This window comes from uncultured Aquincola sp., assembly GCF_964001545.1.
Lineage (GTDB): Bacteria > Pseudomonadota > Gammaproteobacteria > Burkholderiales > Burkholderiaceae_C > Aquincola.
The window spans coordinates 1-22,203 of the sequence record NZ_CAXFDV010000716.1 but is presented as its reverse complement, the minus strand read 5'-3'; the positions used below and the strand labels follow the sequence as shown (position 1 = coordinate 22,203).

24 protein-coding genes and 1 pseudogene are annotated in these 22,203 nt (G+C 68.5%); 12 read left to right on the top strand and 13 right to left on the bottom strand.

What is annotated here, in order from left to right; genetic code table 11:
* Both ABNT58_RS25230 and ABNT58_RS25225 read left to right on the top strand, forming a co-directional pair.
* Positions 1–553: DUF2345 domain-containing protein (locus ABNT58_RS25230; RefSeq protein ID WP_348756133.1), on the top strand; the 553-nt coding region annotated here is incomplete at its 5' end.
* Positions 550–2,184 (top strand): hypothetical protein, encoded by a 1,635-nt coding sequence (locus ABNT58_RS25225; RefSeq protein ID WP_348756132.1) that lies wholly within the window; start codon positions 550–552, stop codon positions 2,182–2,184. The genes ABNT58_RS25230 and ABNT58_RS25225, both read left to right, overlap by 4 nt.
* 17 nt (positions 2,185–2,201) lie before the next feature.
* On the opposite strand, the gene ABNT58_RS25220 is transcribed toward ABNT58_RS25225, so the two are convergent.
* A complete protein-coding gene (locus tag ABNT58_RS25220; RefSeq protein ID WP_348756135.1) occupies positions 2,202–2,360 on the bottom strand; it encodes a hypothetical protein in 159 nt (52 codons plus the stop codon).
* On the opposite strand from ABNT58_RS25220, the gene ABNT58_RS25215 reads away from it, so the two are divergent.
* Together ABNT58_RS25215 and ABNT58_RS25210 are read left to right on the top strand one after the other, a co-directional pair.
* The gene (locus ABNT58_RS25215) at positions 2,313–3,260 is read left to right on the top strand and encodes a PoNe immunity protein domain-containing protein (RefSeq protein WP_348756134.1); all 948 of its coding nucleotides are present in this window, start codon (positions 2,313–2,315) and stop codon (positions 3,258–3,260) included. The two genes, ABNT58_RS25220 and ABNT58_RS25215, sit on opposite strands and share 48 nt — an antisense overlap.
* 11 nt (positions 3,261–3,271) lie before the next feature.
* Entirely contained in the window at positions 3,272–3,664 is a 393-nt protein-coding gene (locus tag ABNT58_RS25210; protein ID WP_348756131.1) for a VOC family protein, read from the top strand.
* Between the two features lie 24 nt (positions 3,665–3,688).
* Here ABNT58_RS25210 and ABNT58_RS25205 read toward each other — a convergent pair whose 3' ends face one another.
* Entirely contained in the window at positions 3,689–4,276 is a 588-nt protein-coding gene (locus ABNT58_RS25205) for a hypothetical protein (RefSeq protein ID WP_348756130.1), read from the bottom strand.
* Between the two features lie 167 nt (positions 4,277–4,443).
* Between ABNT58_RS25205 and ABNT58_RS25200 the strand changes: the two genes are divergently transcribed.
* From ABNT58_RS25200 to ABNT58_RS25180, 5 genes are all read left to right on the top strand, one after another.
* Positions 4,444–6,075 carry a HAMP domain-containing sensor histidine kinase gene (locus ABNT58_RS25200; RefSeq protein WP_348756129.1) on the top strand — a complete coding sequence of 544 codons (1,632 nt, stop codon included), beginning with the start codon at positions 4,444–4,446 and terminating at the stop codon, positions 6,073–6,075.
* Positions 6,072–6,788 carry a response regulator transcription factor gene (locus ABNT58_RS25195; RefSeq protein ID WP_348756128.1) on the top strand — a complete coding sequence of 239 codons (717 nt, stop codon included), beginning with the start codon at positions 6,072–6,074 and terminating at the stop codon, positions 6,786–6,788. The genes ABNT58_RS25200 and ABNT58_RS25195 overlap by 4 nt, the downstream gene beginning before the upstream one ends.
* 68 nt (positions 6,789–6,856) lie before the next feature.
* Positions 6,857–7,627, top strand: coding sequence for an SGNH/GDSL hydrolase family protein (locus tag ABNT58_RS25190; RefSeq protein ID WP_348756127.1), 771 nt, complete (start codon positions 6,857–6,859; stop codon positions 7,625–7,627).
* Positions 7,628–7,748: 121 nt separating this feature from the next.
* Complete coding sequence (locus ABNT58_RS25185) at positions 7,749–8,306, top strand: isochorismatase family protein (RefSeq protein WP_348756126.1); 558 nt, start codon at positions 7,749–7,751, stop codon at positions 8,304–8,306.
* Between the two features lie 20 nt (positions 8,307–8,326).
* Complete coding sequence (locus ABNT58_RS25180; RefSeq protein ID WP_348756125.1) at positions 8,327–9,319, top strand: helix-turn-helix domain-containing protein; 993 nt, start codon at positions 8,327–8,329, stop codon at positions 9,317–9,319.
* Position 9,320: 1 nt separating this feature from the next.
* On the opposite strand, the gene ABNT58_RS25175 is transcribed toward ABNT58_RS25180, so the two are convergent.
* From ABNT58_RS25175 to tal, 3 genes are read right to left on the bottom strand one after another with little or no spacing between them, the layout of a single operon-like run.
* Positions 9,321–9,968: an HAD family phosphatase gene (locus ABNT58_RS25175; RefSeq protein WP_348756124.1), complete on the bottom strand. Its 648-nt coding sequence runs from the start codon at positions 9,966–9,968 to the stop codon at positions 9,321–9,323.
* Positions 9,965–11,566: a glucose-6-phosphate isomerase gene (pgi, locus tag ABNT58_RS25170; RefSeq protein WP_348756123.1), complete on the bottom strand. Its 1,602-nt coding sequence runs from the start codon at positions 11,564–11,566 to the stop codon at positions 9,965–9,967. The genes ABNT58_RS25175 and pgi overlap by 4 nt, the downstream gene beginning before the upstream one ends.
* Positions 11,563–12,516, bottom strand: a complete 954-nt coding sequence (gene tal / locus ABNT58_RS25165; RefSeq protein WP_348756122.1) for a transaldolase — start codon at positions 12,514–12,516, stop codon at positions 11,563–11,565. The genes pgi and tal overlap by 4 nt, the downstream gene beginning before the upstream one ends.
* Positions 12,517–12,725: 209 nt before the next feature.
* Here tal and zwf point away from each other — a divergent pair, with 209 nt between their 5' ends.
* The 3 genes from zwf (at position 12,726) to ABNT58_RS25150 (ending at position 15,807) form a co-directional block, all read left to right on the top strand.
* Positions 12,726–14,195, top strand: a complete 1,470-nt coding sequence (gene zwf / locus ABNT58_RS25160) for a glucose-6-phosphate dehydrogenase (protein WP_348756121.1) — start codon at positions 12,726–12,728, stop codon at positions 14,193–14,195.
* Positions 14,195–15,064, top strand: coding sequence for a MurR/RpiR family transcriptional regulator (locus ABNT58_RS25155; RefSeq protein WP_348756120.1), 870 nt, complete (start codon positions 14,195–14,197; stop codon positions 15,062–15,064). The genes zwf and ABNT58_RS25155 overlap by 1 nt, the downstream gene beginning before the upstream one ends.
* A gap of 233 nt (positions 15,065–15,297) precedes the next feature.
* Positions 15,298–15,807, top strand: coding sequence for a putative toxin-antitoxin system toxin component, PIN family (locus ABNT58_RS25150; RefSeq protein ID WP_348756119.1), 510 nt, complete (start codon positions 15,298–15,300; stop codon positions 15,805–15,807).
* Between the two features lie 19 nt (positions 15,808–15,826).
* Here ABNT58_RS25150 and ABNT58_RS25145 read toward each other — a convergent pair whose 3' ends face one another.
* The 8 genes and pseudogenes from ABNT58_RS25145 to ABNT58_RS25110 all read right to left on the bottom strand — a co-directional run.
* The gene (locus tag ABNT58_RS25145) at positions 15,827–16,111 is read right to left on the bottom strand and encodes an STAS domain-containing protein (protein ID WP_348756118.1); all 285 of its coding nucleotides are present in this window, start codon (positions 16,109–16,111) and stop codon (positions 15,827–15,829) included.
* Positions 16,112–16,118: 7 nt separating this feature from the next.
* On the bottom strand, positions 16,119–16,727 hold the full coding sequence (locus ABNT58_RS25140) for an ABC transporter substrate-binding protein (protein ID WP_348756117.1): 609 nt from the start codon (positions 16,725–16,727) through the stop codon (positions 16,119–16,121).
* 127 nt (positions 16,728–16,854) lie between these two features.
* Positions 16,855–17,631 (bottom strand): VacJ family lipoprotein, encoded by a 777-nt coding sequence (locus ABNT58_RS25135; protein WP_348756116.1) that lies wholly within the window; start codon positions 17,629–17,631, stop codon positions 16,855–16,857.
* Positions 17,628–18,125, bottom strand: coding sequence for an outer membrane lipid asymmetry maintenance protein MlaD (gene mlaD, locus ABNT58_RS25130; RefSeq protein WP_348756115.1), 498 nt, complete (start codon positions 18,123–18,125; stop codon positions 17,628–17,630). The genes ABNT58_RS25135 and mlaD overlap by 4 nt, the downstream gene beginning before the upstream one ends.
* Before the next feature lie 28 nt (positions 18,126–18,153).
* Positions 18,154–18,936 carry a lipid asymmetry maintenance ABC transporter permease subunit MlaE gene (gene mlaE, locus ABNT58_RS25125; protein WP_348756114.1) on the bottom strand — a complete coding sequence of 261 codons (783 nt, stop codon included), beginning with the start codon at positions 18,934–18,936 and terminating at the stop codon, positions 18,154–18,156.
* A complete protein-coding gene (locus ABNT58_RS25120; protein WP_348756113.1) occupies positions 18,933–19,733 on the bottom strand; it encodes an ATP-binding cassette domain-containing protein in 801 nt (266 codons plus the stop codon). Before ABNT58_RS25120 ends, mlaE begins: the two co-directional genes overlap by 4 nt.
* Before the next feature lie 163 nt (positions 19,734–19,896).
* Positions 19,897–21,372: a glutamate synthase subunit beta gene (locus tag ABNT58_RS25115; RefSeq protein WP_348756112.1), complete on the bottom strand. Its 1,476-nt coding sequence runs from the start codon at positions 21,370–21,372 to the stop codon at positions 19,897–19,899.
* 29 nt (positions 21,373–21,401) lie between these two features.
* Positions 21,402–22,203, bottom strand: a pseudogene (locus tag ABNT58_RS25110) (glutamate synthase subunit alpha); the annotation flags it as partial.

The following is a 22,203-nucleotide window of genomic DNA, read 5'->3' as shown; positions in this document are numbered from 1 at the left end:
GGAAGACATCGACATCCGGGCGCTCAAGGCCAACCTGCACGCCCTGGCCAAGCTGAAGATCACGATGACCGCTGAACGCATCGAGATCCAGGGCGCGCAAGAGGTGCTGATCAACGGCGGCGGCAGCTACACCCGCTGGACCGCCAGCGGCATCGACAGCGGCACCACCGGCAGCCATGTGATGCATGCCGCCAGCCACGACTTCAGCGGGGCCAGGAGCCTGCCGGTGCGGATGCCGCGACTGGCCAAGGGAGAACCCACGGTGGAGCTGAACTACCACTACGACGACCTGACGCCTGTGGCGGGTGCCCCCTACCGGGTCACGTTCGACAACGGCGAAGTGCGCGAGGGCACGCTGGATGACCAAGGACGTGCCCAGCTCCATGACGTGCCCAGCCTGCACTACGTGGTGGCCTACGGCGAAGACCCGCGGGAGTTTGTGCCGCCTGACGACAAGCAAGACAAGTCGTACCTCTCGAAGCCGCTGCAACAGCAACTCAGGGCGCAGATGGAAGCCGAGCGCGCACAGGGCCGGCAAGGAGCACCGGAATGAGCCTGCTGGCCGATGTTCAGAAGTTCATCTCCGACCTGGTGCTGGGCGACTTTGCCGAGGACCCCAGCACCGCCAGCATCGTGGTCAACGGCGCCATCGGTCTCATCCCGATCGTCGACCAGGTGCTCGACGCCCGCGACGTGACGGCGCAGATCCTCATCTGCTCCCGCAAGGGCTGGGACCAGATGGACGAAGACGACTATGCCAACCTCGCTTTCACGGCCATCGGCCTGGTGCCCAGTTTCGGCAGCTTTTTCAAGGGCGCGGTCAAGCCCTTGTGGCGGCAGCGCAAGTTCGCCGGCCGAGGCGTGCAAGGCGGTGTTGCGATGCTGGAGCGCGCGCTGGGGATGAGCAAGGGCGGCGTGATCCGCTGGATCCACGCCATTCAATGGGTGGAGCGACGGCAGCAGGCCGCACAAACGGCCCAGGCGGCGCTGGATGCATACATCGGCCTGCTCGAGGTGGTGGCCTCAGGCCCCTGGTGGGCACCCGACGCGCTGGTGCGGCGGGCCAAGTGGCAACTGCCCGATGCTCAGCGGGCGAAGTTCTACGTCAGCCACGCCGTTGAGCGGGGCGGCAAGCTCATCGAGGACTTAGTGAAGGACCTGCTGGGCGAGCATGCCGTGTGGGTGCAGGCGGCGGCCAGCCTGGCGACGGCGGCGGTTCAAACCGGCCACCATGGCACCGGCAGCCACAAGGCCGCCGCCCAGGCCAGCGCCACGGCCACCAACAAGCGCCAGGCGCAGGGCAAAGACAGCAGCAAGGGCCTGCACGGCGACAACCACCCGCAGGTCGGCAACCAGAAGCAAAAGCAAACCAAGGCCGAAAGCTCGCCTGTCAGCGTCGCGCAGGACCCAGCGCGCAAATTCATAGAAACACTCGGCGCGCGACCGATGGCACTGCTGGCCGAGCACATGGTGGACTACCACGTGCTGGACAAGGAGGGCGTTCGTTACGAGCACGGCAGCTTGCAGGTGCACGCCAGCGGCTTCAGGAAGGTCAATGCTCCCTACCGGCCGAACGAATTGATTGCCGAGGATTGGAGCCGCGTTTTCACCCACGGTATCGACAGCCTGTGGCAAAGGCCGAACGGGCGTTATCTTGTGGTCGAAGCCAAGGGGCGCATCGGGGCGCCGAGCACCCAGACCCAAATGACCCAGCGCGATGCGGACAAGGGCAACAGCAAGATTCCCAACATACCGGCGGGCGCGCAGCTCACGGAAAAACAGGCGCAGTTGTGGCGGATGTTGCATGACAACAGCGACAAACAGGGGGCGGGGGCGGTGATGCAGATGTCGGATGAGTGGATTGAGAAGGATATACGGCGCACCACAGGACTCACAATATCCAAGAAGTCATACGATCGACGCGTTTACCTAGTATCGCAATTCAAACCGGCTGCCGACGGATTGCCGGATCACCTGGACTCCATTGATACAGCCATTGGGGCGCACGCCATCGACCATACTCTGCACCAGTCCGTCCATGGCGTGAGCGAGGAGTATCTCGAGCAGGATATTTTGGTTGTGCAGAACGCAAGAAAGGGCCGCAACGCCTCACAAAAAAGAACCGCGGCCCAGACAAAAGATGACTCCACACCCCGCAACAGGCAAGCGAAAGGACCAAGATAATCATGCCTCAACTGCCATCACATTTGGCTCGGGCTGCCAAAGAATTCAGCCAGGTTAGGCGACAGCACTTTTTCTACTGGGAGGCGTACGAGAGTATTCTTCAGAAACTCGATAATGGTGATCGCAACATCACGGCCGAGATCAATAGCTTTACGGAGCTTGAGCGCCTGGATCATGGGTATGTATCAGCCTTGGGGTCAAAGCTAGAAGGGTGTGTGGATAGAATAAGCCTGGAATACTCAGCCGGCGCATCCATGGAGGAAATCAAGGATTTATACCCGATCGCGATAGATGCATTTGAAGAGTGGTGCGGATCCTTCGTGAAATGGGCGTACCACCGGTTTCCAGAGAGGCAGCTACAGTTTGAAGAAAGTGGCTCCCTGCCTTGCCCTGTCGAAGCTGATGTCCCCGACAGCTACCGCGAGTTGTTGCGCGTCATCAGCCTGGGCGTACTCCTGGGTGAGCACGATCAACTTCGCCGCATAGCCAAGCTCATCGTCAATATTCGCGGCATAGACACCATCATCGAGGAGTTGTTGCTCCCTTTCGTGCCCGACCCGATGGAAATCAACAAGTTCTGCCATTTGGATCTGTACGACGACCTGATCGGCGCCGCCTGGGAGCCAAGAGAAGAAAGCACCAAATGCATGGCCAATTTCCTCGGCCGCTGGTACGAGTTCTTCGAAGGCGCTTTCTGGCACGACGCCCACCTGCGTTTTGGCCAACTCCGCGATGACCCCGATTGGGCCAACTACTACGGCTACTGGGCCTGGGAAGCCGGGGCCATCGCCTACTTGTACGAACTCGACGACAGCGCCTACCGCGACCACATCCTCTACCCCAAGGACCTGGTGGACTGGGCGCGCCGGCAAGGCCCCGTGCCCAAGCACTACACCCCACCGGCCCACGAGCTGCCCATCGTCCTGTCGGCCAAACCAGGCCAGCCCTGCCCCCGCGCTGGTGTCTGGTTTGCACCCCATCTGCGCATGAAGGAAGTGACCATGAAGCTTGGCGAGCCCATGCCCAGCGAACAAGTCGGACCGACCGGCGGCGTGACCTGGTATTTCAGGGGATGATCTGCCGCACGATGAAATTCGGCTACACCATCCTCTACGTGCCCGACGTGGCCGCCTCGCTCGACTTCTGCGAACGCGCCTTCGGCTTGCGTCGGCGCTTCCTGCATGAATCGGGCACCTACGGCGAGCTGGACACGGGCAGCACCACGCTGGCCTTTGCCGACCATGCGCTGGGCGAGGCCAATTTCGCTGGCGGGCATGTGGCGGCGCACAGTTCACCGCGTCCGCTGGGCTTCGAGATCGGGCTGGTGACCGACGACGTGGCGGCGGCCCACCAGGCGGCGCTGCAGGCCGGCGCCACCGAGATGGCCGCCCCCATGACCAAGCACTGGGGGCAGACCGTTTCTTACGTGCGCTGCCCCGATGGCCTGCTGGTGGAGCTGTGCACGCCCGTCCCCGGCTGAGCAGCGAGCTCGGGGGCTGAAAGGTCACTGCTGCGGCGTGTACGGCAGCGACGAGTGATGCACCACGATGCGCAGCTTGCCGCTGTCGTCCTTCAGGAACTGCCAGGTCTTGTCCACCGTCACGCGCTTGCCGTCGCGGTCGGTGAAGATCACGTTGCCCATGGTGGTGGCGGTGTTGGCCGCGATCACCATGCCCACGTTGCGCACCTCCACCTTCTGCCAGCCCTTGAGCGCAAAGCTGCTGTCGTGGGGGTAGGCCTTGTCGCCGCCCACGAAGTAGGCCAGCGCGCCTTCACGCGTGGTGCGGAAGGTCTGCGGCGCCGTGGTCAGCGTGGGCTTGAACAGCACCGGGCCCATCTGGTAGCCATAGGCGCCGTCGATCACCTGGGCCGCCAGGGCTTTTGCCGCCTCCCGGCCCTGCGTGTCGTGGGCCTTGCCGATGGCGACCAGCGCCTCGCCCCAGGCCTGCTGCGCGGCCAGCACCTCCTGCTCCTGCACGGTAGTGTTGAGGATGGGCGGCTTGGCGGCGGCCGGCAGCGCGGCCAGCGCCAGGGTCATCCAGGCGGCGGCTTGCCAGCGCAGGTGGCGGGTCGAGGCGATGCGTGCGGTCATGTCGTGCTCCTGTGGGGTTGCGATGCCGCCATTGCAGCCCGCTGGACTGAACCCGCCATGAAGCTCGCATGAGCCTGCACTGAACGCCGCATGAACCTCAGATGACAGGCGCGGCCGTTCATCTGGCGTTCATGCGGAGGCGCCGCAGCGCGGCCGACAATTCGCGCATGTTCCGCCGCCGCCTGACCATCGCCCTGGCCCTGCTGGCCGCCGCCGCCGTGCTCGAAGGCGTGGTGGCCTTGTGGGCGCTGGGCGTGGCCGACCGCCAGGTGCAGCGCGGCCGGGTGCACAGCGACATCCAGCTGGGCTTCGTGGAGATGTCGGCCAGCAAGCAGCGGCTGCGGGCCTGGGTGTCGCAGCGCCAGATGGATGCCGGCGCCGACCTCGCCGAGCGTGACCGCCTGCAAGCCGACATGCGCAGCACGCTGCAGCGCCTGCAAGACCTGGCCGAGCGCGCCCAGGTGCTGGACGAAGGCCGTGACGGCAGCCAGGCCGAACACCTGCAGCGCCAGGATGCGCTGAAGGTGTTGACCGTGACGCTGCACGACCTGCAGGAGGCCGTCAACCGCGCCGGCCCGCTGATGCCCGGCACCGACGGCCGTGCCGCCTGGGCGGCGGTGTCGGCCCTGTTCGAGGTGTCGCACGGCCGCGACCTGCGCACGCTGCTGCGCGAGAGCATCGAACGTGAATCGGCGGCCATGGCCCGCGAGCGTGCCGCCGCCGATGCCACGCTGCGCTGGATGCGCGGCCTGTGGCTGGGCGCCGCCGCCACGCTGGCGCTGGGCGCGCTGCTGCTGGGCGCCTACTTCACCCGCGCGCTGCGCCAGCCGCTGGACCGCCTGAGCCGTGGTGCCGCCGCGCTGCAGCGGGGCGAGCTGCAGCACCGCATTCATGTGCAGGGGGCCGATGAATTCGCGGCCGTGGCCACCAGCGTCAACAGCATGGCGGCCGAGCTGCAGCAGCACCGCGAGCGTGAAGCCCGCGCCCGCCACGACCTGGAAGCCCTGGTGCATGCCCGCACCGCCGAGCTGCAGGCCGCGCTGGAAACCCTGCAGCAGGTGGACGCCCGGCGGCGCCAGCTGTTCGCCGACATCAGCCATGAGCTGCGCACGCCCACCACCGCCATCCGCGGCGAAGCCGAGGTGACGCTGCGCGGCGCCGACAAGCCGCTGGCCGACTACAAGACCGCGCTGCAACGCATCGTGGGCACCTCGCGCGAGCTGGCACTGGTGATCGACGACCTGCTGACCATGGCGCGCAGCGACATCGATGCGCTGGCGCTGCACCGCGCGCCCACCGACCTGCGACAGCCGGTGGCCGAGGCCCTGAGCCAGGCCCGCGCGCTGGCCTATGAACGCGACGTGCGCATCGATGCCCAGCTGCCGCATGAGCCGGCCCCGGTGCTGGGCGATGCCACCCGGCTGCGCCAGCTGGTGGCGCTGCTGCTGGACAACGCGGTGCGCTATTCCCGCTCGGGCGGCGTGGTGCGCCTGAGCCTGCAACTGCAGCCCGCCGACAGCGACGACGAGCCGGCCCAGTGGCGGCTGGAGGTGGTGGACCACGGCATCGGCATTGCACCGGCCGAGATCCACCGCGTGTTCGAGCGCAATTTCCGCGGTGAAGCCGCGCGCCGCCACCGGGCCGACGGCACGGGCCTGGGCCTGTCCATCGGCGCGGCGCTGGCCCGCGCCCATGGCGGGCAGATCACGCTGCAATCGCCGCCCGGCCGCGGCACCACCGCCTGCCTGCGCCTGCCGGTGATGAGCCTGCCCACGACCCAGCCCGAACTGACCGCATGAACGTCCTGATCGTGGAAGACGATGCCCGCATCTCCGGTTTCCTGGAGCGTGGGCTGCGGGCCGAAGGCCACCGCACCCAACTGGCCACCACCGGCCCCGAGGCCGTGGCGCTGGCGCAGGACGCGGCGCGCCAGGACGAAGCCGAAGGCACCCGCACCCTGGTGCTGATGGACGTGATGCTGCCCGGCATGAGCGGCCTGGAGGTGTGCCAGACCCTGCGCGCCACCGGCGTGCAGCTGCCCATCCTGATGCTGACCGCGCTGGGCGGCCTGGAAGACCGCGTGGCCGGCCTGCGGCTGGGCGCCGACGACTACCTGGTCAAGCCTTTCGAGTTCGACGAGCTGCTGGCCCGCATCGACGCGCTGGCCCGCCGCGCGCGTGAGCAGGCGCCGCCGCCCGCCCAGCAACTGGTGGTGGCCGACCTGGTGCTGGACCGCGACACCATGCGCGCCAGCCGCGCCGGCCGGCCGCTGCAGCTCACCGCCCGCGAGCTGGCGCTGCTGGAGCTGCTGATGGCCGCGCCCGGGCGCCTGTTCAGCCGCGAGCGCATCCTGGCCAACGTATGGGGCACGCACGAAGATCCGCTGACCAATGTGGTGGACGTGTACATCCGCCGCCTGCGCAGCAAGATCGACGACGGCCACCCGCAGCCGCTGATCCACACGCTGCGCGGCATGGGCTACCGGCTCGAAGCCTTGCCCGGGCCGACCTGACCACGGGCAGGCCCGCTACCGCCGGCAGCGGTTTTGCGCCAAGCTGCGGCCCCCAACCCGGTGTGCCCATGCTGTTGCTCTACAAGACCACCCTTGCACCTGCCCTGCTGTGGCAGCGCCGCCGATTGCGCCGCACCGCGCTGCGCCTGCCTGAGCCCGAAGGCGAGCGGCACGGTGTGGTGCCCGGCGATGCCGCACGCGGCGTGGCGCGCATCCTGGTGGTGGGCGATTCGTCGGCCGCGGGCGTGGGCGTGGCCCACCAGCAGCAGGCGCTGGCCGAACCCATCGCGCAGGCGCTGGCGCGGCGCACCGGCTGCGAGGTGCACTGGCAGCTGGCCGCGCAGTCGGGGTTGGACACCGTGGGCGCCCGCGCCTATGTGCGCACGATGCACCTGCACCGGGCCGATGTGATCGTCGGCGCGCTCGGCGTGAACGACGTGACGGCCCAGCGCTCGGCCCGGCGCTTCATCGACGAATACCAGGTGCTGCTGCGCGAGCTGCGCCGCCGCACGCGGGCGCGCATCTGCGTGCTGTCGGGTGTGCCGCCGATGCACCTGCTGCCCGCCGCGCCACAGCCGCTGCGCTGGTACCTCGGCCAGTGCGCCCGACGGCTGGACCAGGCGCTGCAGGACTTCTGCGCGCGTGAAGGCCGGCTGCGCTACCTGCCGCTGGACTGGGCCAAGGGCGCGGAGATGGCGCCCGACGGCTTCCACCCGGGCCCGGCGCAATACGCCCAATGGGCCGAGATGAATGCCGAGGCCATCGCCCGCGCGCTGGTGCTGCCCTCATGTCCGGAAATGACCGCCACCGGTCCTTCGGCGACACTGCCAGCAGGCTGAGCCGCCGGCACGATGGCAGCCCGTCCACCCTAATCCGAAGCCCCCAAGCTCGCTGCGCTCGCTGCCCCCCGGGGGGGCGCGTTCCGTCTTGGGACGGCCCGGCAACGGAACTACCGCCGCCATGCAAACCGCCCTGCTCCTGATCGACGTCCAGCAATCCTTCCGCCACCGCCCCTACTGGCAGGAGGCACAGACCCAGCCCTTCCTGGCGGCCACCCACCAGCTGCTGCAAGGCGCGATGGCGCGCCGCATGCCCATCGTGCGGGTGTTCCACAGCGATGGGCCGGACACGCCCGACAACCCCTTTGCGCTGGCCAGCGGCCATGTACGCCCGCTGGACGGCCTGGCGCCCTTCGACGCCGCGCTGACGGTGCACAAGCACCGCCACAGCGCGCTGGTGGGCACCGGCCTGCCGGTGTGGCTGCACCAGCAGGGCATCCGCCGGCTGATCGTCGCCGGCATCCGCACCGAGCAGTGCTGCGAGACCACCACCCGCCATGCGTCGGACGAAGGCTGGGAGGTGGACTTCGTGGGCGACGCCTGCCTGACCTTCGACATGACCACGCCGGCCGGCGCGCCGCTCAGCGCGGCGCTGATCCGCGAGCGCACCGAGACGGTGTTGGCCGGCCGCTTTGCCACGCTGTGCAGCGTGGAAGAAGCGCTTCAGCGCGCGGCCTGAGTGCGCAGTCGGGCCTGCCGATGATCGACGTCTGGTTCGTGGTGCTGCCGGGCACGCTGCTGCTGGACCTGGCTGGCCCGGCCGAGGCGTTTCGCATGGCCAACCAGCGGCTGGCGCGGCAGGGCCGGCCGCCGCAGTTCCGGCTGCGCTACGGCGGCATCGGCGGCACGGCCGATTCGTCGGTGGGTCTGCCGCTGCTGCTGGAACCGCTGCCGGCCGCGCTCGGCGGCCCCACCTGGGTGGTGCTGATGGGCCAGCCCAGCGAAGCCCGCATGCTGCAGGCGCCCGCCTGGTTCAGTGCCCGCCGCTGGCTGGCCGAGGTGGTGGCGCCCTGGCTGGGCGAGCGGCTGCCCGCCAGCACCGATGACGGGCCTTCGGCCGGCCTGCTGACCATCTGCGCCGGTGCGCTGCTGGCGGCCGATGCCGGGCTGCTGCGCCCGGGCCAGCGCTGCACCACGCACCATGAGGTGGTGGACCAGCTGCGCCAGCAGGCCCCGGCGGCCGAGGTGGTGGGCAACCGCGTGTTCGTGGACCACGGCCCGGTGGCCTCGAGTGCCGGCATCACCGCCGGCATCGACCTGGCGCTGTACCTGGTGGCGCGTGAGTGCGGCGAGGCGGCGGCCCACGCCATCGCGCGCAACATGGTGGTGTACCTGCGGCGCGGCACCGAAGACCCCGAACTCTCGCCCCTGCTCACCGGCCGCAACCACCTGCACCCGGCGCTGCATCGGGTGCAGGACGCGGTGTGCGAGCAGCCGGGCGCCGCCTGGTCCGCCGAATCCATGGCCGCGGTGGCCCATGTCACGCCGCGCCACCTGGGCCGGCTGTTCCGCGAGCATGTGGGCAGCTCGCCGCGCGCCTATGTGGAGCAGGTGCGCAGCGCGCTGGCGCACGAGGCCGCGCGCAGCGGGCTGCCGCTGCAGGCGGCCAGCGAGGTGGGCGGTTTCAGCTCGCCGCGGCAGTGGCGACGGGCGCGCACCCGGCAGGCGGGCGCTTCAGGCGCAAAGGCCTAGTTCAGCCCAGCAACCCCAGCTCCGCCAACCCCTGGTGGATGGCCGCATGGTGCGTGGCCAGCACCGCCTGCCAACCCCGGGCGCGCGCGGCTTCCACGTTCTTCGGGTGGTCGTCGATGAACACCGTGCGCTCGGGCACCAGGCCGAAGCGCTGCTCGGCCAGCGCGTAGATGGCCGGCTCGGGCTTGATCAACTGCACCCGGCCCGAGAACACGCCGTCCTCAAAGTCGCGCACGAAGGCATGTTCGCGTTCCAGGTGGTCGGCATAGGGCGCCGGCATGTTCGACAGGTAGAACTGCCGCACGCCGCGCTCATGCAGCGCATGCACCAGGCCCACGGTGTCGGCCAGCGGCTGCAGCTCGTGCGGCACCGCGTCGATCACGGCCATGGCCTCGGCCTCGGTCAGGCCGGTGCGGCGGGCGATGCGGCCGGCCAGGTCGTCCACTGCCACCGTGCCGCGGTCGAACTCGGCCCAGTCGCCGCCAAAGCTCTGGAAGAACTGCTCATGCCAGTGCGCGGCGCTGATGTCGTCCTTCACCCGGCTGGGCAGGCTGGCCGCCAGCAGCACCCGTGGCCGCCAGCGGAACAGCACCGCGCCAAAGTCCCACACCACCGTGTCGACGGTGGCCTTGTCCTGCTCAACACTCATGCTGCGGTCAGCCGCTTCAGCAGCCCGGCGGTGGAGCCGTCCAGGCCGGCGGTGTCGCCGCTGGCCAGGCGCGGCAGCAGGTCGTTGCACAAGGCCTTGCCCAGTTCCACGCCCCACTGGTCGAAGCTGTTGATGCCCCACACCACGCCGCTGGTGAACACGCGGTGTTCGTACAGCGCGATCAGCGCGCCCAGCGACTCGGGCGTCAGCCGGTCCAACACCAGCGTGGTACTGGGCCGGTTGCCCGGGAAGGTGCGGTGGCGGGCCACGGTCTGCGCGTCCAGCTCGGCCGAGGCGGTGGGCGCTTTTTCGCCCAGCGCCTGCTCGGTGCTCTTGCCCAGCATCAGCGCCTGGCTTTGCGCCAGGCAGTTGGCCAGCAGCTTGCGCTGCAGGTCGGCGTGCGCGTGGGTGGGCGTCTTCACCGCGATGAACTCCACCGGGATCACGTCGGTACCCTGGTGCAGCATCTGGAAGTAGGCGTGCTGGCCGTTGGTGCCCGGCTCGCCCCACACCACCGGGCTGGTGCCGAAGGGCAGCGGCTCGCCGGCCAGGTCCACCTGCTTGCCGTTGCTTTCCATCTCCAGCTGCTGCAGGTAGGCGGGCAGGCGCTTCAGGCCCTGGTGGTAGGGCGCCACGCTGCGGCTGCCAAAGCCGTGGAAGTTGCGGTACCACACGTCCAGCAGGCCCAGCAGCGCCGGCAGGTTGGCCTGCAGCGGCGCGGTGGCAAAGTGCCGGTCCATCGCATGGGCGCCGGCCAGCAGCGCACGGAAGTTCTCCGAGCCGATGGCGATGGCAATCGGCAGGCCGATGGCGCTCCACAGCGAATAGCGGCCGCCCACCCAGTCCCAGAAGCCGAAGGTGTGCTCGATGCCGAACTGGGCGGCGGCGGCGATGTTGGTGGTGGTGGCCACGAAGTGGCGGGCCACGTCGGTGCCGCCGTTGGCCACGAACCAGTCGCGCGCCACCTGCGCGTTGGCCATCGTCTCCTGCGTGGTGAAGGTCTTGGAGGCGATGATGAACAGCGTCTCGGCCGGCTTCAACCCACGCAGCACCGGCGTGATGTCGTGGCCGTCCACGTTGCTCACGAAGTGCATGGTGATGGCCGGGTGCACGAAGGCGTCCAGCGCGGGCACCACCATCTGCGGCCCCAGGTCGCTGCCGCCGATGCCGATGTTGACCACATGGCGGATGCCGCTGCTGGCGGTGTCGCGCACCGTCTCGGCATAGGCCAGCATGCGGCCCAGCACCTCGTGCACCTCGGCACTGAAGGGGCCCTGCCCGGCCGGCGCGCGCAGCGCGGTGTGCAGCACGGCGCGGCCTTCGGTGGTGTTGATGGCCTCGCCGGCCAGCATCGCGTCGCGCCGGTCTTCCAGGCCGCATTCACGCGCCAGGTCGAGCAGAAGCGCTCGCGTGGCCAGGTCCCAGCGGTTCTTCGACAGGTCGGCAAACACCTGCGGCGCCTGCACCGCAAAGCTGTCGAAGCGGCCGGGGTCGCGGGCAAAGGCCTCGCGCAGGTCCAGTTCGCGGCCGTGGGCCTCGAAGTGGCCTTTGAGCGCACCCCAGGCCACGGTGCGGTCGCAGCGGTTGGGCGCGCTCACTTGCGCAGCTCCTCGATCATCTTGTCCAGCTTGATGGCGTCGGCGGCAAATCCGCGGATGCCTTCGGCGAGTTTTTCAGTGGCCATCGCGTCCTCGTTCAGTGCGTAGCGGAAGTCGGCTTCGTTGTACGTCACTGCGTGCACGCTGGCGCTCTTGGCGGCGGCGGGGTCGAGGCGGCGGGTCACCGGCTCGGTGCCGGCCTGCAGCTGGGCCAGCAATTCGGGGCTGATGGTCAGCAGGTCGCAGCCCGCCAGCGCCGTGATCTGGCCGACGTTGCGGAAACTGGCGCCCATCACTTCGGTCTCGATGCCGAAGTGCTTGTAGTAGGTGTAGATCTGGCTGACCGATTGGACGCCGGGGTCGTTGACGCCGGCCATCGCGGCTTCGTCCCAGCTGGCGCCGGCCTGCTTCTTGTACCAGTCGTAGATGCGGCCGACGAAGGGCGAGATCAGCGTGATGCCGGCTTCGCCGCAGGCCACCGCCTGGCAGAAGGCGAACAGCAGCGTGAGGTTGCAGTGGATGCCTTCATGCTCCAGCGCCTTGGCGGCCTGGATGCCTTCCCAGGTGGCGGCCACCTTGATGAGCACCCGGTCGCGGCCGATGCCGGCGCGCTCGTACAGCTCGATGATGCGGCGGCCGCGGGCGATGGTGCAGGCGGTGTCGAAGCTCAGGCGCGCGTCCACCTCGGTGCTGACGCGGCCGGGCACCACCTTCAGGATTTCCTGGCCGAAGCGCACCAGCACCTCGTCCACGATGTCGCCCAGCGGCTGCTGGCGATGGGCCGCCACCGTCTCGGCCAGCAGCGGCGCGTAGTCGGCCTGTTGCACCGCCTTGAGGATCAGCGACGGGTTGGTGGTGGCATCGCGCGGGGTGAACTGCGCAAGCTGCTTGAAATTGCCGGTATCGGCAACGACGGTGGTGGATTGCTTGAGTTGGTCGAGCTGGTTCATGGTGCTTCGCTCCCGGCGCGCAGGCGGCGCCCTGCGCCAATTAAAACCCGGACTGTGGCACCCGCCTGCATCAACCGTGTTACGGGTGCTGAGCATCCGCGGCACCCTGGCCCATCGGGCAAACCCCGTGTCGGTCACCGTCCTGACATTTGACCGGCCCAAGAAACCGCGTCATAGTTCGGCCCGTAACTTAATTACACCTGCGAGCCATGTCCTTCGATCTCGTGCTGTTTGGCGGTACCGGCGACCTCACCTGGCGCAAGCTGATGCCGGCGCTGTTCCAGGCCTTCCGCCACGGCAAGCTGCCCCCGGGTGGCCGCATCCTGGCGGTGGCGCGCGACGAACGCAGCGACGACGCCTACCGCGAGTTCATCCGCGACCGCTTCAGCGAAGTGGAAAGCGCCAAGCGCCCCACCGACGCCGAGTTCGACCGCTTCGCGCAGCTGCTGCACTACCGCCGCATGGACCTGTCGCAGCCCGAGCACTACGCGGGCCTGAAGCGCTGGATCGAAGAGCCCACCGCCGAAGAAGGCCGCAGCACGCCGGCCGACACCGTGGTGCTGTTCCTGGCCACCAGCCCGCACCTGTTCACGCAAATCTGCGCGCAGCTGGGCGCCGCCAAGCTCAACGGCCCCAACGTGCGCGTGGTGCTGGAAAAGCCGCTGGGCCACGACCTGGCCAGCGCGCAGGAGATCAACCGCGCGGTGGCTGCCTCGTTCACCGAGCAGCAGGCCCTGCGCATCGACCACTACCTGGGCAAGCCCTCGGTGCAGAACCTGTCGGCGCTGCGCTTCGGCAATGCGCTGTTCGAGCCGCTGTGGCGCCGCGAGAGCATCGCCAACATCCAGATCACGCTGGCCGAAGAAATCGGCGTGGGCACCCGCGGCGAGTTCTACAACCAGACCGGCGCGCTGCGCGACATGGTGCAGAACCATGCGCTGCAGCTGCTCACCATGGTGGCGATGGAGCCGCCCGCCAGCAACGACGCCGATGCCATCCGCGACGAAAAGCTGAAGGTGCTGCGCTCGCTCAAGCCCTTCACGCCCGACAGCGTGGCCCGCGACGTGGTGCGCGGCCAGTACCGCAACGGCGTGGTGGGCGGCAAGACGGTGCCCGGCTACCTGGAAGAAAACAAGGTGCCGGCCGGCAGCCGCACCGAGACCTTCGTGGCGCTGCGCACCGAGATCCAGAACTGGCGCTGGGCCGGCGTGCCCTTCTACCTGCGCACCGGCAAGCGGCTGGCCGCGCGGGATGCGCAGATCGTCGTCAACTTCCGCCCGGTGCCGCACCCCATCTTCCCGGGCGCCAACGTGGCCAACAAGCTGGTGATCAAGCTGCAGCCCGAAGACGGCCTGGAACTGCACCTGATGGCGGCCAAGGGCTCGGGCCAGTCGGAAGCGCTGTCGCCGGTGTTCCTGGACCTGGACTTCGACAAGGCCTTTGCCACCGAGCGCGTGGGCGGCTATGAACGCCTGCTGCTGGACGCCATCGCCGGCCGGCTGAACCTGTTCGTGCGCAGCGACGAGCAAGAACAGGCCTGGCGCTGGGTGGAGCCGGTGCTCAACGCCTGGGAGGCCGACGACAGCGGCCCGCGCCCCTACGCCCCCGGCAGCTGGGGTCCGCCCGCTTCCAGCGCGCTGGTGGCGCGCGACGGCTTCGCCTGGGCCGAGGAGCAGTGATGCTGGACCGCATCAAGGCGTCGATCCCTGCATTGCCGCCGGCCGAGCAGCGGGTGGCGCGCCTGGTGCTGGCCGACCCCCGCAGCTTCTCCAGCCTGCCCGTCACCGAGCTGGCCGAGCGTGCGCACGTGAGCAAGCCCACCGTGGTGCGCTTTTGCCGCAGCGTGGGCTACGACGGCCTGGCCGACTTCAAGCTCAAGCTGGCCGGCACGGTGAACGAAGGCGTGCCCTTCGTGCACCGCGCGGTCGATGAAGACGACAAGGCCGGCGACGTGGTGGTCAAGGTGATCGACAACGCGGTGAGCGCGCTGCTGCACTACCGCAATGCCGCTGCCAGCCACGCCTTCGAGCGGGCGATCAGCGCGCTGGCGCAGGCCGGCCGCGAAGGCCGGCGCATCGACTTTTACGGCGTGGGCAACTCGGGCATCGTGGCGCAGGATGCGCAGCACAAGTTCTTCCGCCTGGGCGTGTACGCCACCGCGGTGAGCGACGGCCATGTGCAGGTGATGAGCGCCACCATGCTGCAGCCGGGCGACTGCGCGGTGATCATCAGCAACTCGGGGCGCAGCCGCGACCTGATCGACGTGGCCGAGATCGCGCGCCGCAAGGGCGCCATCACCATCGTGGTGACGGCCAGCGATTCACCGCTGGCCCAGCAGACCACCGCCAGCCAGCAGGTGCTGCTGGCCGCCGACCACCCCGAAGACCACGACCGCTACAGCCCGATGGTCTCGCGCCTGTTGCACCTGCTGATCATCGACATCCTGACCACCGGCGTGGCCCTGCGCCTGGGCCCCACGCTGCGGCCGATGCTGCAGGAGATCAAGCGCAATCTGCGCGCCAAGCGCTACGCGGCGCCGGGGGGGTAATCGATCCATTAGGATGGTTGGTCACTGCCGTGCGATGCGAACCTGGAGACCGACGATGACTGCAAGAGGCGAGCAAAGCCTGATGTCGAAAATCCGCACGCTGTCGCCACAGCAGATCGCGGAAGTGGAAGATTTCGTTGAGTTTCTGGCCGCCAAGTCGAGGAAGCGATCCGCGCTCGAACGACTGGCTGCCGTGGCCCCAGCTCTGCAAGCCGCTGGCGCACCGCCCCTCAATGAAGACGATATCGCCGCAGAGTTGGGAGCAGCTCGGGCAGAGCGGCGAGCAAGGTCCGCCAACCAACCGGCCAGAGGCCCGGGTGCGGATCATTCTTGACACCAACATCGTGCTGTCGGCTTTGCTGTGGGGCGGTACACCCCATGCTCTGCTCGCCACCATCGGTCAGCGCTCGGACATCGAGCTGTGCAGCAGCACAGCACTCCTGGACGAGCTGGCCGACGTGCTCACAAGGCCCTCGGCCACCAAGCGGCTGGCGCTGATCGACAAGACGCCGCACGAGATGCTGATCGACTACATCGAGGCCGTCACCCTGGTCGAGCCTGACACCGTTCCCCGCGTCGTGCCGGGGGACGTCGACGACGATCAGGTCATCGCGGCTGCCGTCGCTGCAGGCGCCGACATGATCATCACTGGCGACCGCAAGCACCTGCTGCCGCTGGGAAGCTACCAGGGCATTCCCATCGTCCATGCGGCTGAAGCACTCAAGCGCATCACCACCATCTGACAGCACCAGGGGCGTGTGCTCAGCCCGCCGCCACCTCTTCCAGCCCCAGCAGTTCCGCCACGCCATACAGCCCCGCCAGCTCCACCAGCGGGCCGGGCAGGCCCACCACGTGGAAGCCGTGGCCGGCGGCCAGGGCGGCGCGCCGGCACTCCAGCAGCACCGCGATGGCCGACGAGTCGAACGACTGCAGCGAAGAGCCGTCGATCTCCAGCGTGCCTGCCGGCTTGTCCTGCAGCGTGGCTTCCAGCTGCGTGAGCACGCTGCAGGCGTCCGAAAAGGTCAGGCGCGAAGGCAGGGGCAGCATGCCGTCCTCAGCTCTTGGCGGGCGACTTGTTCAGCTCGGCCAGCTTGCTCAGCAGGCCGTCCACGCCGCCCTGTTGCAGGATGGGCGCGAACTGCTTGGTGTAGTTGGGCACCAGCCAGAAGCCGCCCACGTTCACGTCGTAGATCTTCCAGCTGCCGCCGGCATTCTCGAGCCGGTAGTTCAGCGCCACCGGCTGGCCGACGCCGCGCACCTCGGTCTGCACTTCCACTTCCTTGTCGGTGGCTTCACCGCGGAAGGGCTTGAGCGCCACGGTGGTGGCGGGCTTCACTTCGCGCAGCGCGCCGGCGTAGCTGCGCACCAGCAGCGTCTTGAACTCGGCCTGCAGCTTGCTCTTCTGGTCGGCGCTGGCCGAATTCCAGCGCTGCTCGCCCACGGCGCGCGAGGTCATGCGCTCGAAGTTGACGTGCGGCATCACGCGGGTGTCGACCAGCGCGTTGATCTTGCTGATGTCGCCGGCCTGGATGGCCTTGTCGGACTTGACCTGCTCGACGATGTCGGTGGCCAGGTCCTTGACGAAGGCGTCGGGCGCCTGCTGCGCAAAGGCCGAGACCATGGACACGCTGGTGACGATGGCGGCGATGAACGGCTTGTACATGGAGCGAAACCTTTCTTGTTGCCCCGGGTTCAGGCCCGGGGCTTGTGGAGGGTCAGACCGGCAGCGGAGGCGCAAGTTCGGGCGCAAGCGCTGCCGGTTGTATCAACGCGCGGCAGCCCGCGCCCGCTCACTTCGGTTGCGGCGGGTTACCGTCGTACACCATGCTTTGCCGGCGCTGCACGTACGCATCACGCAGGAAGCTGTAGCGGTCCAGCGCCACGGTATCGAGCAGGCCCGAAGCGGTGAGCAGGTTGGCGCGGGTGTTGATGGCGTCCAGCGCGGTGAGCTGCCACTTGGTGGCTTCGCGGTCGACGAAGGAGTTGTCCCAGGTCATGTCCAGCGGCAGCGCAGCGGCGTCGCGCACCTGCGAAGGGCCCAGCAGCGGCAGCATCAGGAACGGCCCCGGGGGCACGCCCCACCAGCCCAGCGTCTGCCCGAAGTCTTCTTCGTGGCGCTCGATGCCGGCGGCGGTGGCGATGTCCAGGAAGCCGCCCAGGCCCAGCACGGTGTTGGTGGTCACGCGCACCGTCATGTCGTAGGCCTGGCGCGGCTTGCCCTGCAGCACCAGGTTCACCAGCGACCAGGCGTCGTCGAGGTTGCCGAAGAAGTTGGTGACCCAGCTGCGCACGATCTCGGGCACCACCTTCTGGTAGCCGGTGGCCACCGGCTTGACCACGGCGCGATCGACCGCGTCGTTGAAGCCGAACACGCCGCGGTTGAAGCCCTCGAAAGGGTCGTTCACGGTGGCGGCCGACGCATCGGGCTCGGCGGTGGTTTCGGGCAGGGTGCCGGGCGCGGCACCGGCGGCCGGCGCGGCCGTCTGGGCCAACGCGGCCAGCGGCGCTGCTGCAGCCAGCAGCGTGGCCGCGGCGGCGCGGGCGAAGAGGTGGCGGTTCAAACTCATTTCAGGCTCCCGTCGAGGCTGGGGGGTGCTGCGGTGCCGTTGTCGGCGGCCTTGCTGAAGAGCACCTGGCTGATCAGGTCTTCCAGCACCACGGCGGATTGGGTTTCCTTGATGACGCTGCCGGCCACCAGGGTCTTTTCAGTGCCGCCCGGCTCGATGCCCACGTACTGGTCACCCAGCAGGCCCGAGGTCAGGATCTTGGCCGAGGAGTCTTCCGGGAAGTGCACGTTCTCGAACAGCTCCATCGTGACCACGGCCTTGTAGGTCTTGTTGTTGAGCTTGATGCTGGTCACGCGCCCCACCACCACGCCGGCGCTGCGCACCGCGGCGCGCTGCTTGAGGCCGCCGCTGTTGTCGAACGCGGCGGTGACGGTGTAGGTCTGGCTGCGGCCGAAGCTGGCGAGGTTGGCGGCCTTCAGGGCCAGGAACAGCAGGCCCGCCAGCCCCAGCAGCACGAACAGGCCGACCAGGATTTCAATGCGCTTCTTATTCATGGTGATAACTCGATGCGGTGTCGCCGCGTCAGGGCGTGGAGAACATCATGGCGGTGAGCACGAAGTCGGTGGCCAGCACGGCCAGCGACGCGATGACGACGGTGCGGGTAGTGGCAAACGCCACGCCTTCGGGCGTGGCCTGCGTCTCGTAGCCCTGGTACAGCGCCACGGCGGTGCAGATGATGCCGAAGGCAAAGCTCTTGACGATGCCGTTGCCCACGTCGCGCCACACGTCCACGCTGGCCTGCATCAGGCCCCAGAAGTTGCCGGCGTCCAGGCCGATCAGCATCACGCCCACCACATAGGCGCCCAGGATGCCGATGGCCGAGAACAGCCCGGCCAGCAGCGGCATGGAGATCACGCCGGCCAGAAAACGCGGCGCCAGCACCCGGCTGCGCGGGTCGACCGCCATCATCTCCATCGCCGACAGCTGCTCGCCGGCCTTCATCAGGCCGATCTCGGCGGTCAGCGAGGTGCCCGCGCGGCCGGCGAACAGCAGCGCGGTGACCACCGGCCCCAGCTCGCGCACCAGCGACAGATTGACGATCAGGCCCAGCGACTCGGTGGCGCCATAGGTGGTCAGCGCGTAGTACATCTGCAGCGCCAGCACGAAGCCCACCGCCATGCCCGAGGCCAGGATGATGACCAGCGAGCGGTAGCCGATGGCGTACACCTGCGCCAGCACCAGGCCAAAGCGCCGCAGCCCCGGCGGCGAAAACAGCAGCAGGTCGAGGAAGAAGAAGAACGCATGGCCCAGGCCACGCAGTTGGCGCAGGGTCTGGGCGCCCAGCCAGGCAATGCCGTCGATCACGCGCCGAACTCCTCGGCGATGGGACGCGCCGGGTAATGGAACTTGACGGGCCCGTCGGGCTCGCCGCGGACGAACTGCCGCACTTCGGGGTCGCGCGAGCTCATCAGCTCGTCGGGCGTGCCCTGGGCCACGATGCGGCCGCCCGGGGCCAGCAGCACCGCGTAGTCGCTGATTTCCATGCACTTGGCCACGTCGTGGGACACCAGCAGCGAGGTGGCGCCGGTGGCGTCGTTGAGCTTGCGGATGAGGTTGGCGGTGACGCCCATCGACACCAGGTCGAGGCCGGCAAAGGGTTCGTCGTACATGATGAGCGCGGGGTCGAGCGCGATGGAGCGGGCCAGCGCGATGCGCCGCGCCATGCCGCCCGACACCTCGGAGATCTTGAGCTTGGCCGCGCCGCGCAGGCCCACGGCATGCAGCTTCATCAGCACGATGTCGCGGATCAGCGGCTCGGACAGGTTGGTGTGCTCACGCAGCGGGAAGGCCACGTTGTCGTACACGCTGAGGTCGGTGAACAGCGCGCCGAACTGGAACAGCATGCCCATGCGCCGGCGCATCTGCAGCAGCTGCTCCTTGTCGCGGGCATTGACCACCTGGCCATCGAACACCACGCGGCCCGAGCTGGCGCCCACCAGGCCGCCGATGAGGCGCAGCAGCGTGGTCTTGCCACAGCCCGAGCCGCCCAGGATGGCCGTGACACGGCCCCGCTCGAACCTCAGGCTGATGTCGCTGAGGATCTTGCGGCTCGGGTCATAACCGAACGTCACATGATCGATCTCGATGAAAGCGTCGGGCATCGGGGGGCAGCGCGCCTGCAAGGCTTCGCGGCGCGTCTTCGGTGTGCTGGGGAAGCGGGAGAAATTATTCTCGCACGCAAGGGAATCCCGCGATTGCCAACGCGCTTCCAACCTGTGAAGCCGCGGCACGCCCGACGACGTGCCGCGGCTGGCGCGGTCAGACTCAGCGCGGCAGCGTGCTGCTGCCCATCAGGAACTGGTCCACCGCGCGGGCGGCCTGGCGCCCTTCACGGATGGCCCACACCACCAGCGACTGGCCGCGGCGCATGTCGCCGGCCGCGAACACCTTCTCGACGTTGGTCTTGTAGCCATCGCGCTCATCGACGGTGGCGCGCGCGTTGCCGCGGTTGTCCTTGTCGATGCCGAAGGCGTCCAGCACCGGCGACACCGGGCTGACGAAGCCCATGGCCAGCAGCACCAGGTCGGCCTTGAGCGTCTGCTCGCTGCCCGGCACCTCGGTCATCTTGCCGCCCTGCCATTCCAGGCGCACCGTCTTCAGGCCGGTGACCTTGCCCTTTTCGCCGATGAATTCCTTGGTGGCGATCGCGAACTCGCGCTGGCAGCCTTCTTCGTGGCTGGAGCTGGTGCGCAGCTTGATCGGCCAGTACGGCCAGGTCAGCGGCCGGTCTTCCTGTTCGGGCGGCTGGGGCAGCAGCTCGAACTGGGTGACGCTGGCGGCGCCGTGGCGGTTGCTGGTGCCCACGCAGTCGCTGCCGGTGTCGCCACCGCCGATGACGATCACGTGCTTGCCGTCGGCGCGCAGCTGGTTCTTCAGCTTGTCGCCGGCATTGATCTTGTTCTGCTGCGGCAGGAACTCCATCGCGAAGTGCACGCCGTCCAGGTCGCGGCCGGGCACCGGCAGGTCGCGGCTCTGTTCGGCGCCGCCGGTCAGCAGCACCGCGTCGAAGTCGGCCTTCAGCTGTTCGGGTGACACGGTTTCCTTGGCCCAGTTGGTGACCTTGGAGCCTTCGCCCATGCCCTTGTCACCGGCCACCAGCACGCCCAGGCGGAACTTGACGCCTTCGGCCTTCATCTGCTCGACGCGGCGGTCGATGTGCGACTTCTCCATCTTGAAGTCGGGGATGCCGTAGCGCAGCAGGCCACCGGCACGGTCGTTCTTCTCGAACAGCGTGACGTCATGGCCGGCGCGCGCCAGCTGCTGGGCCGCCGCCAGGCCGGCCGGGCCGGAACCGACCACGGCCACCTTCTTGCCGGTGAGCTGCTTGGGCGGCTGCGGCTGCACCCAGCCCTCGGCCCAGGCGCGATCGGCGATGGCGTGCTCGATGGACTTGATGCCCACCGCATCGTCGTTCACGTTCAGCACGCAGGCGGCCTCGCAGGGCGCGGGGCAGATGCGGCCGGTGAACTCGGGGAAGTTGTTCGTGGTGTGCAGCACCGTGATGGCGTTGTGCCAGTCGTTGCGGTACACCAGGTCGTTGAAGTCCGGAATGATGTTGTTGACCGGACAGCCGCTGTTGCAGAACGGCGTGCCGCAGTCCATGCAGCGTGCGCCCTGCACCTGGGCCTGATCGGCGGTCAGGCCGATCACGAACTCCTTGTAGTGCTTGACCCGCGCCTCGACGGGCGCATAGCCCTCTTCCAGGCGGCCGTATTCCAGAAAGCCGGTGACTTTGCCCATGGCGATTGCTCTTCTTTCGTCTCGTCAGTTCACTTGGCCGGAACGGTCTTGCTGCCTTGCTTGCCGGCAGCCTTGGCCTTGGCGGCCGTGGCAGCAGCGGCTTGCGGCGCTTCGTCCGGCGCGGGCGCGGTGGAGGCCGCGCGGGTGGCCATCTCGCCCAGGGCGCGCTTGTATTCGTTCGGGAACACCTTCACGAACTTGGCGCGCGAATCGGCCCAGTGGTCCAGGATCTCGCGGGCGCGCAGGCTGCCGGTCCAGCGGTGGTGGTCCTCGATCAGCTTCTTGAGCGTGACCTCGTCGGCCTGGCCGCGGTGCAGGCCCGCGGGCTGGTCCACGCCCGGCTGTTCACCGGCGGGCAGCACCTTGTCCAGCGACACCATCGCGGTGTTGCAGCGCTTGGCGAACTGGCCGTCTTCGTCGTACACGTAGGCCACGCCGCCGCTCATGCCGGCGGCGAAGTTGCGGCCGGTCTTGCCCAGCACGGCCACGGTGCCGCCGGTCATGTACTCGCAGCCGTGGTCGCCGGTGCCTTCCACCACCGCGGTGGCGCCCGACAGCCGCACCGCGAAGCGCTCGCCGGCCACGCCGCGGAAGAAGGCCTCGCCGCTGGTGGCGCCGTACAGCGCAGTGTTGCCGGCAATGATGTTCTTGCCTGCATCGCCGCGGAAGTCGAGGCTGGGGCGCACCACCACGCGTCCACCCGACAAGCCCTTGCCGGTGTAGTCGTTGGCATCACCGATCAGGTACAGCGTGATGCCGGTGGCCAGGAAGGCGCCGAAGCTCTGGCCGCCCGTGCCTTCCATCTGGATGAAGATGGTGTGGTCGGGCAGG

Coding starts and splice junctions, on each gene's coding strand:
- ABNT58_RS25145 (WP_348756118.1), bottom strand. CDS start 16,111: ATGCTGCCCCTGCCTTCGCGCCTGACCTTTTCGGACGCCTGCAGCGTG.
- tal (WP_348756122.1), bottom strand. CDS start 12,516: ATGAACCAGCTCGACCAACTCAAGCAATCCACCACCGTCGTTGCCGAT.
- ABNT58_RS25190 (WP_348756127.1), top strand. CDS start 6,857: ATGCTGTTGCTCTACAAGACCACCCTTGCACCTGCCCTGCTGTGGCAG.
- mlaD (WP_348756115.1), bottom strand. CDS start 18,125: ATGAATAAGAAGCGCATTGAAATCCTGGTCGGCCTGTTCGTGCTGCTG.
- ABNT58_RS25200 (WP_348756129.1), top strand. CDS start 4,444: ATGTTCCGCCGCCGCCTGACCATCGCCCTGGCCCTGCTGGCCGCCGCC.
- ABNT58_RS25180 (WP_348756125.1), top strand. CDS start 8,327: ATGATCGACGTCTGGTTCGTGGTGCTGCCGGGCACGCTGCTGCTGGAC.
- ABNT58_RS25135 (WP_348756116.1), bottom strand. CDS start 17,631: ATGAGTTTGAACCGCCACCTCTTCGCCCGCGCCGCCGCGGCCACGCTG.
- zwf (WP_348756121.1), top strand. CDS start 12,726: ATGTCCTTCGATCTCGTGCTGTTTGGCGGTACCGGCGACCTCACCTGG.
- ABNT58_RS25185 (WP_348756126.1), top strand. CDS start 7,749: ATGCAAACCGCCCTGCTCCTGATCGACGTCCAGCAATCCTTCCGCCAC.
- ABNT58_RS25155 (WP_348756120.1), top strand. CDS start 14,195: ATGCTGGACCGCATCAAGGCGTCGATCCCTGCATTGCCGCCGGCCGAG.
- ABNT58_RS25120 (WP_348756113.1), bottom strand. CDS start 19,733: ATGCCCGACGCTTTCATCGAGATCGATCATGTGACGTTCGGTTATGAC.
- ABNT58_RS25225 (WP_348756132.1), top strand. CDS start 550: ATGAGCCTGCTGGCCGATGTTCAGAAGTTCATCTCCGACCTGGTGCTG.
- ABNT58_RS25205 (WP_348756130.1), bottom strand. CDS start 4,276: ATGACCGCACGCATCGCCTCGACCCGCCACCTGCGCTGGCAAGCCGCC.
- ABNT58_RS25175 (WP_348756124.1), bottom strand. CDS start 9,968: ATGAGTGTTGAGCAGGACAAGGCCACCGTCGACACGGTGGTGTGGGAC.
- ABNT58_RS25210 (WP_348756131.1), top strand. CDS start 3,272: ATGAAATTCGGCTACACCATCCTCTACGTGCCCGACGTGGCCGCCTCG.
- ABNT58_RS25220 (WP_348756135.1), bottom strand. CDS start 2,360: ATGATCCAGGCGCTCAAGCTCCGTAAAGCTATTGATCTCGGCCGTGAT.
- ABNT58_RS25150 (WP_348756119.1), top strand. CDS start 15,298: ATGAAGACGATATCGCCGCAGAGTTGGGAGCAGCTCGGGCAGAGCGGC.
- ABNT58_RS25195 (WP_348756128.1), top strand. CDS start 6,072: ATGAACGTCCTGATCGTGGAAGACGATGCCCGCATCTCCGGTTTCCTG.
- ABNT58_RS25115 (WP_348756112.1), bottom strand. CDS start 21,372: ATGGGCAAAGTCACCGGCTTTCTGGAATACGGCCGCCTGGAAGAGGGC.
- ABNT58_RS25140 (WP_348756117.1), bottom strand. CDS start 16,727: ATGTACAAGCCGTTCATCGCCGCCATCGTCACCAGCGTGTCCATGGTC.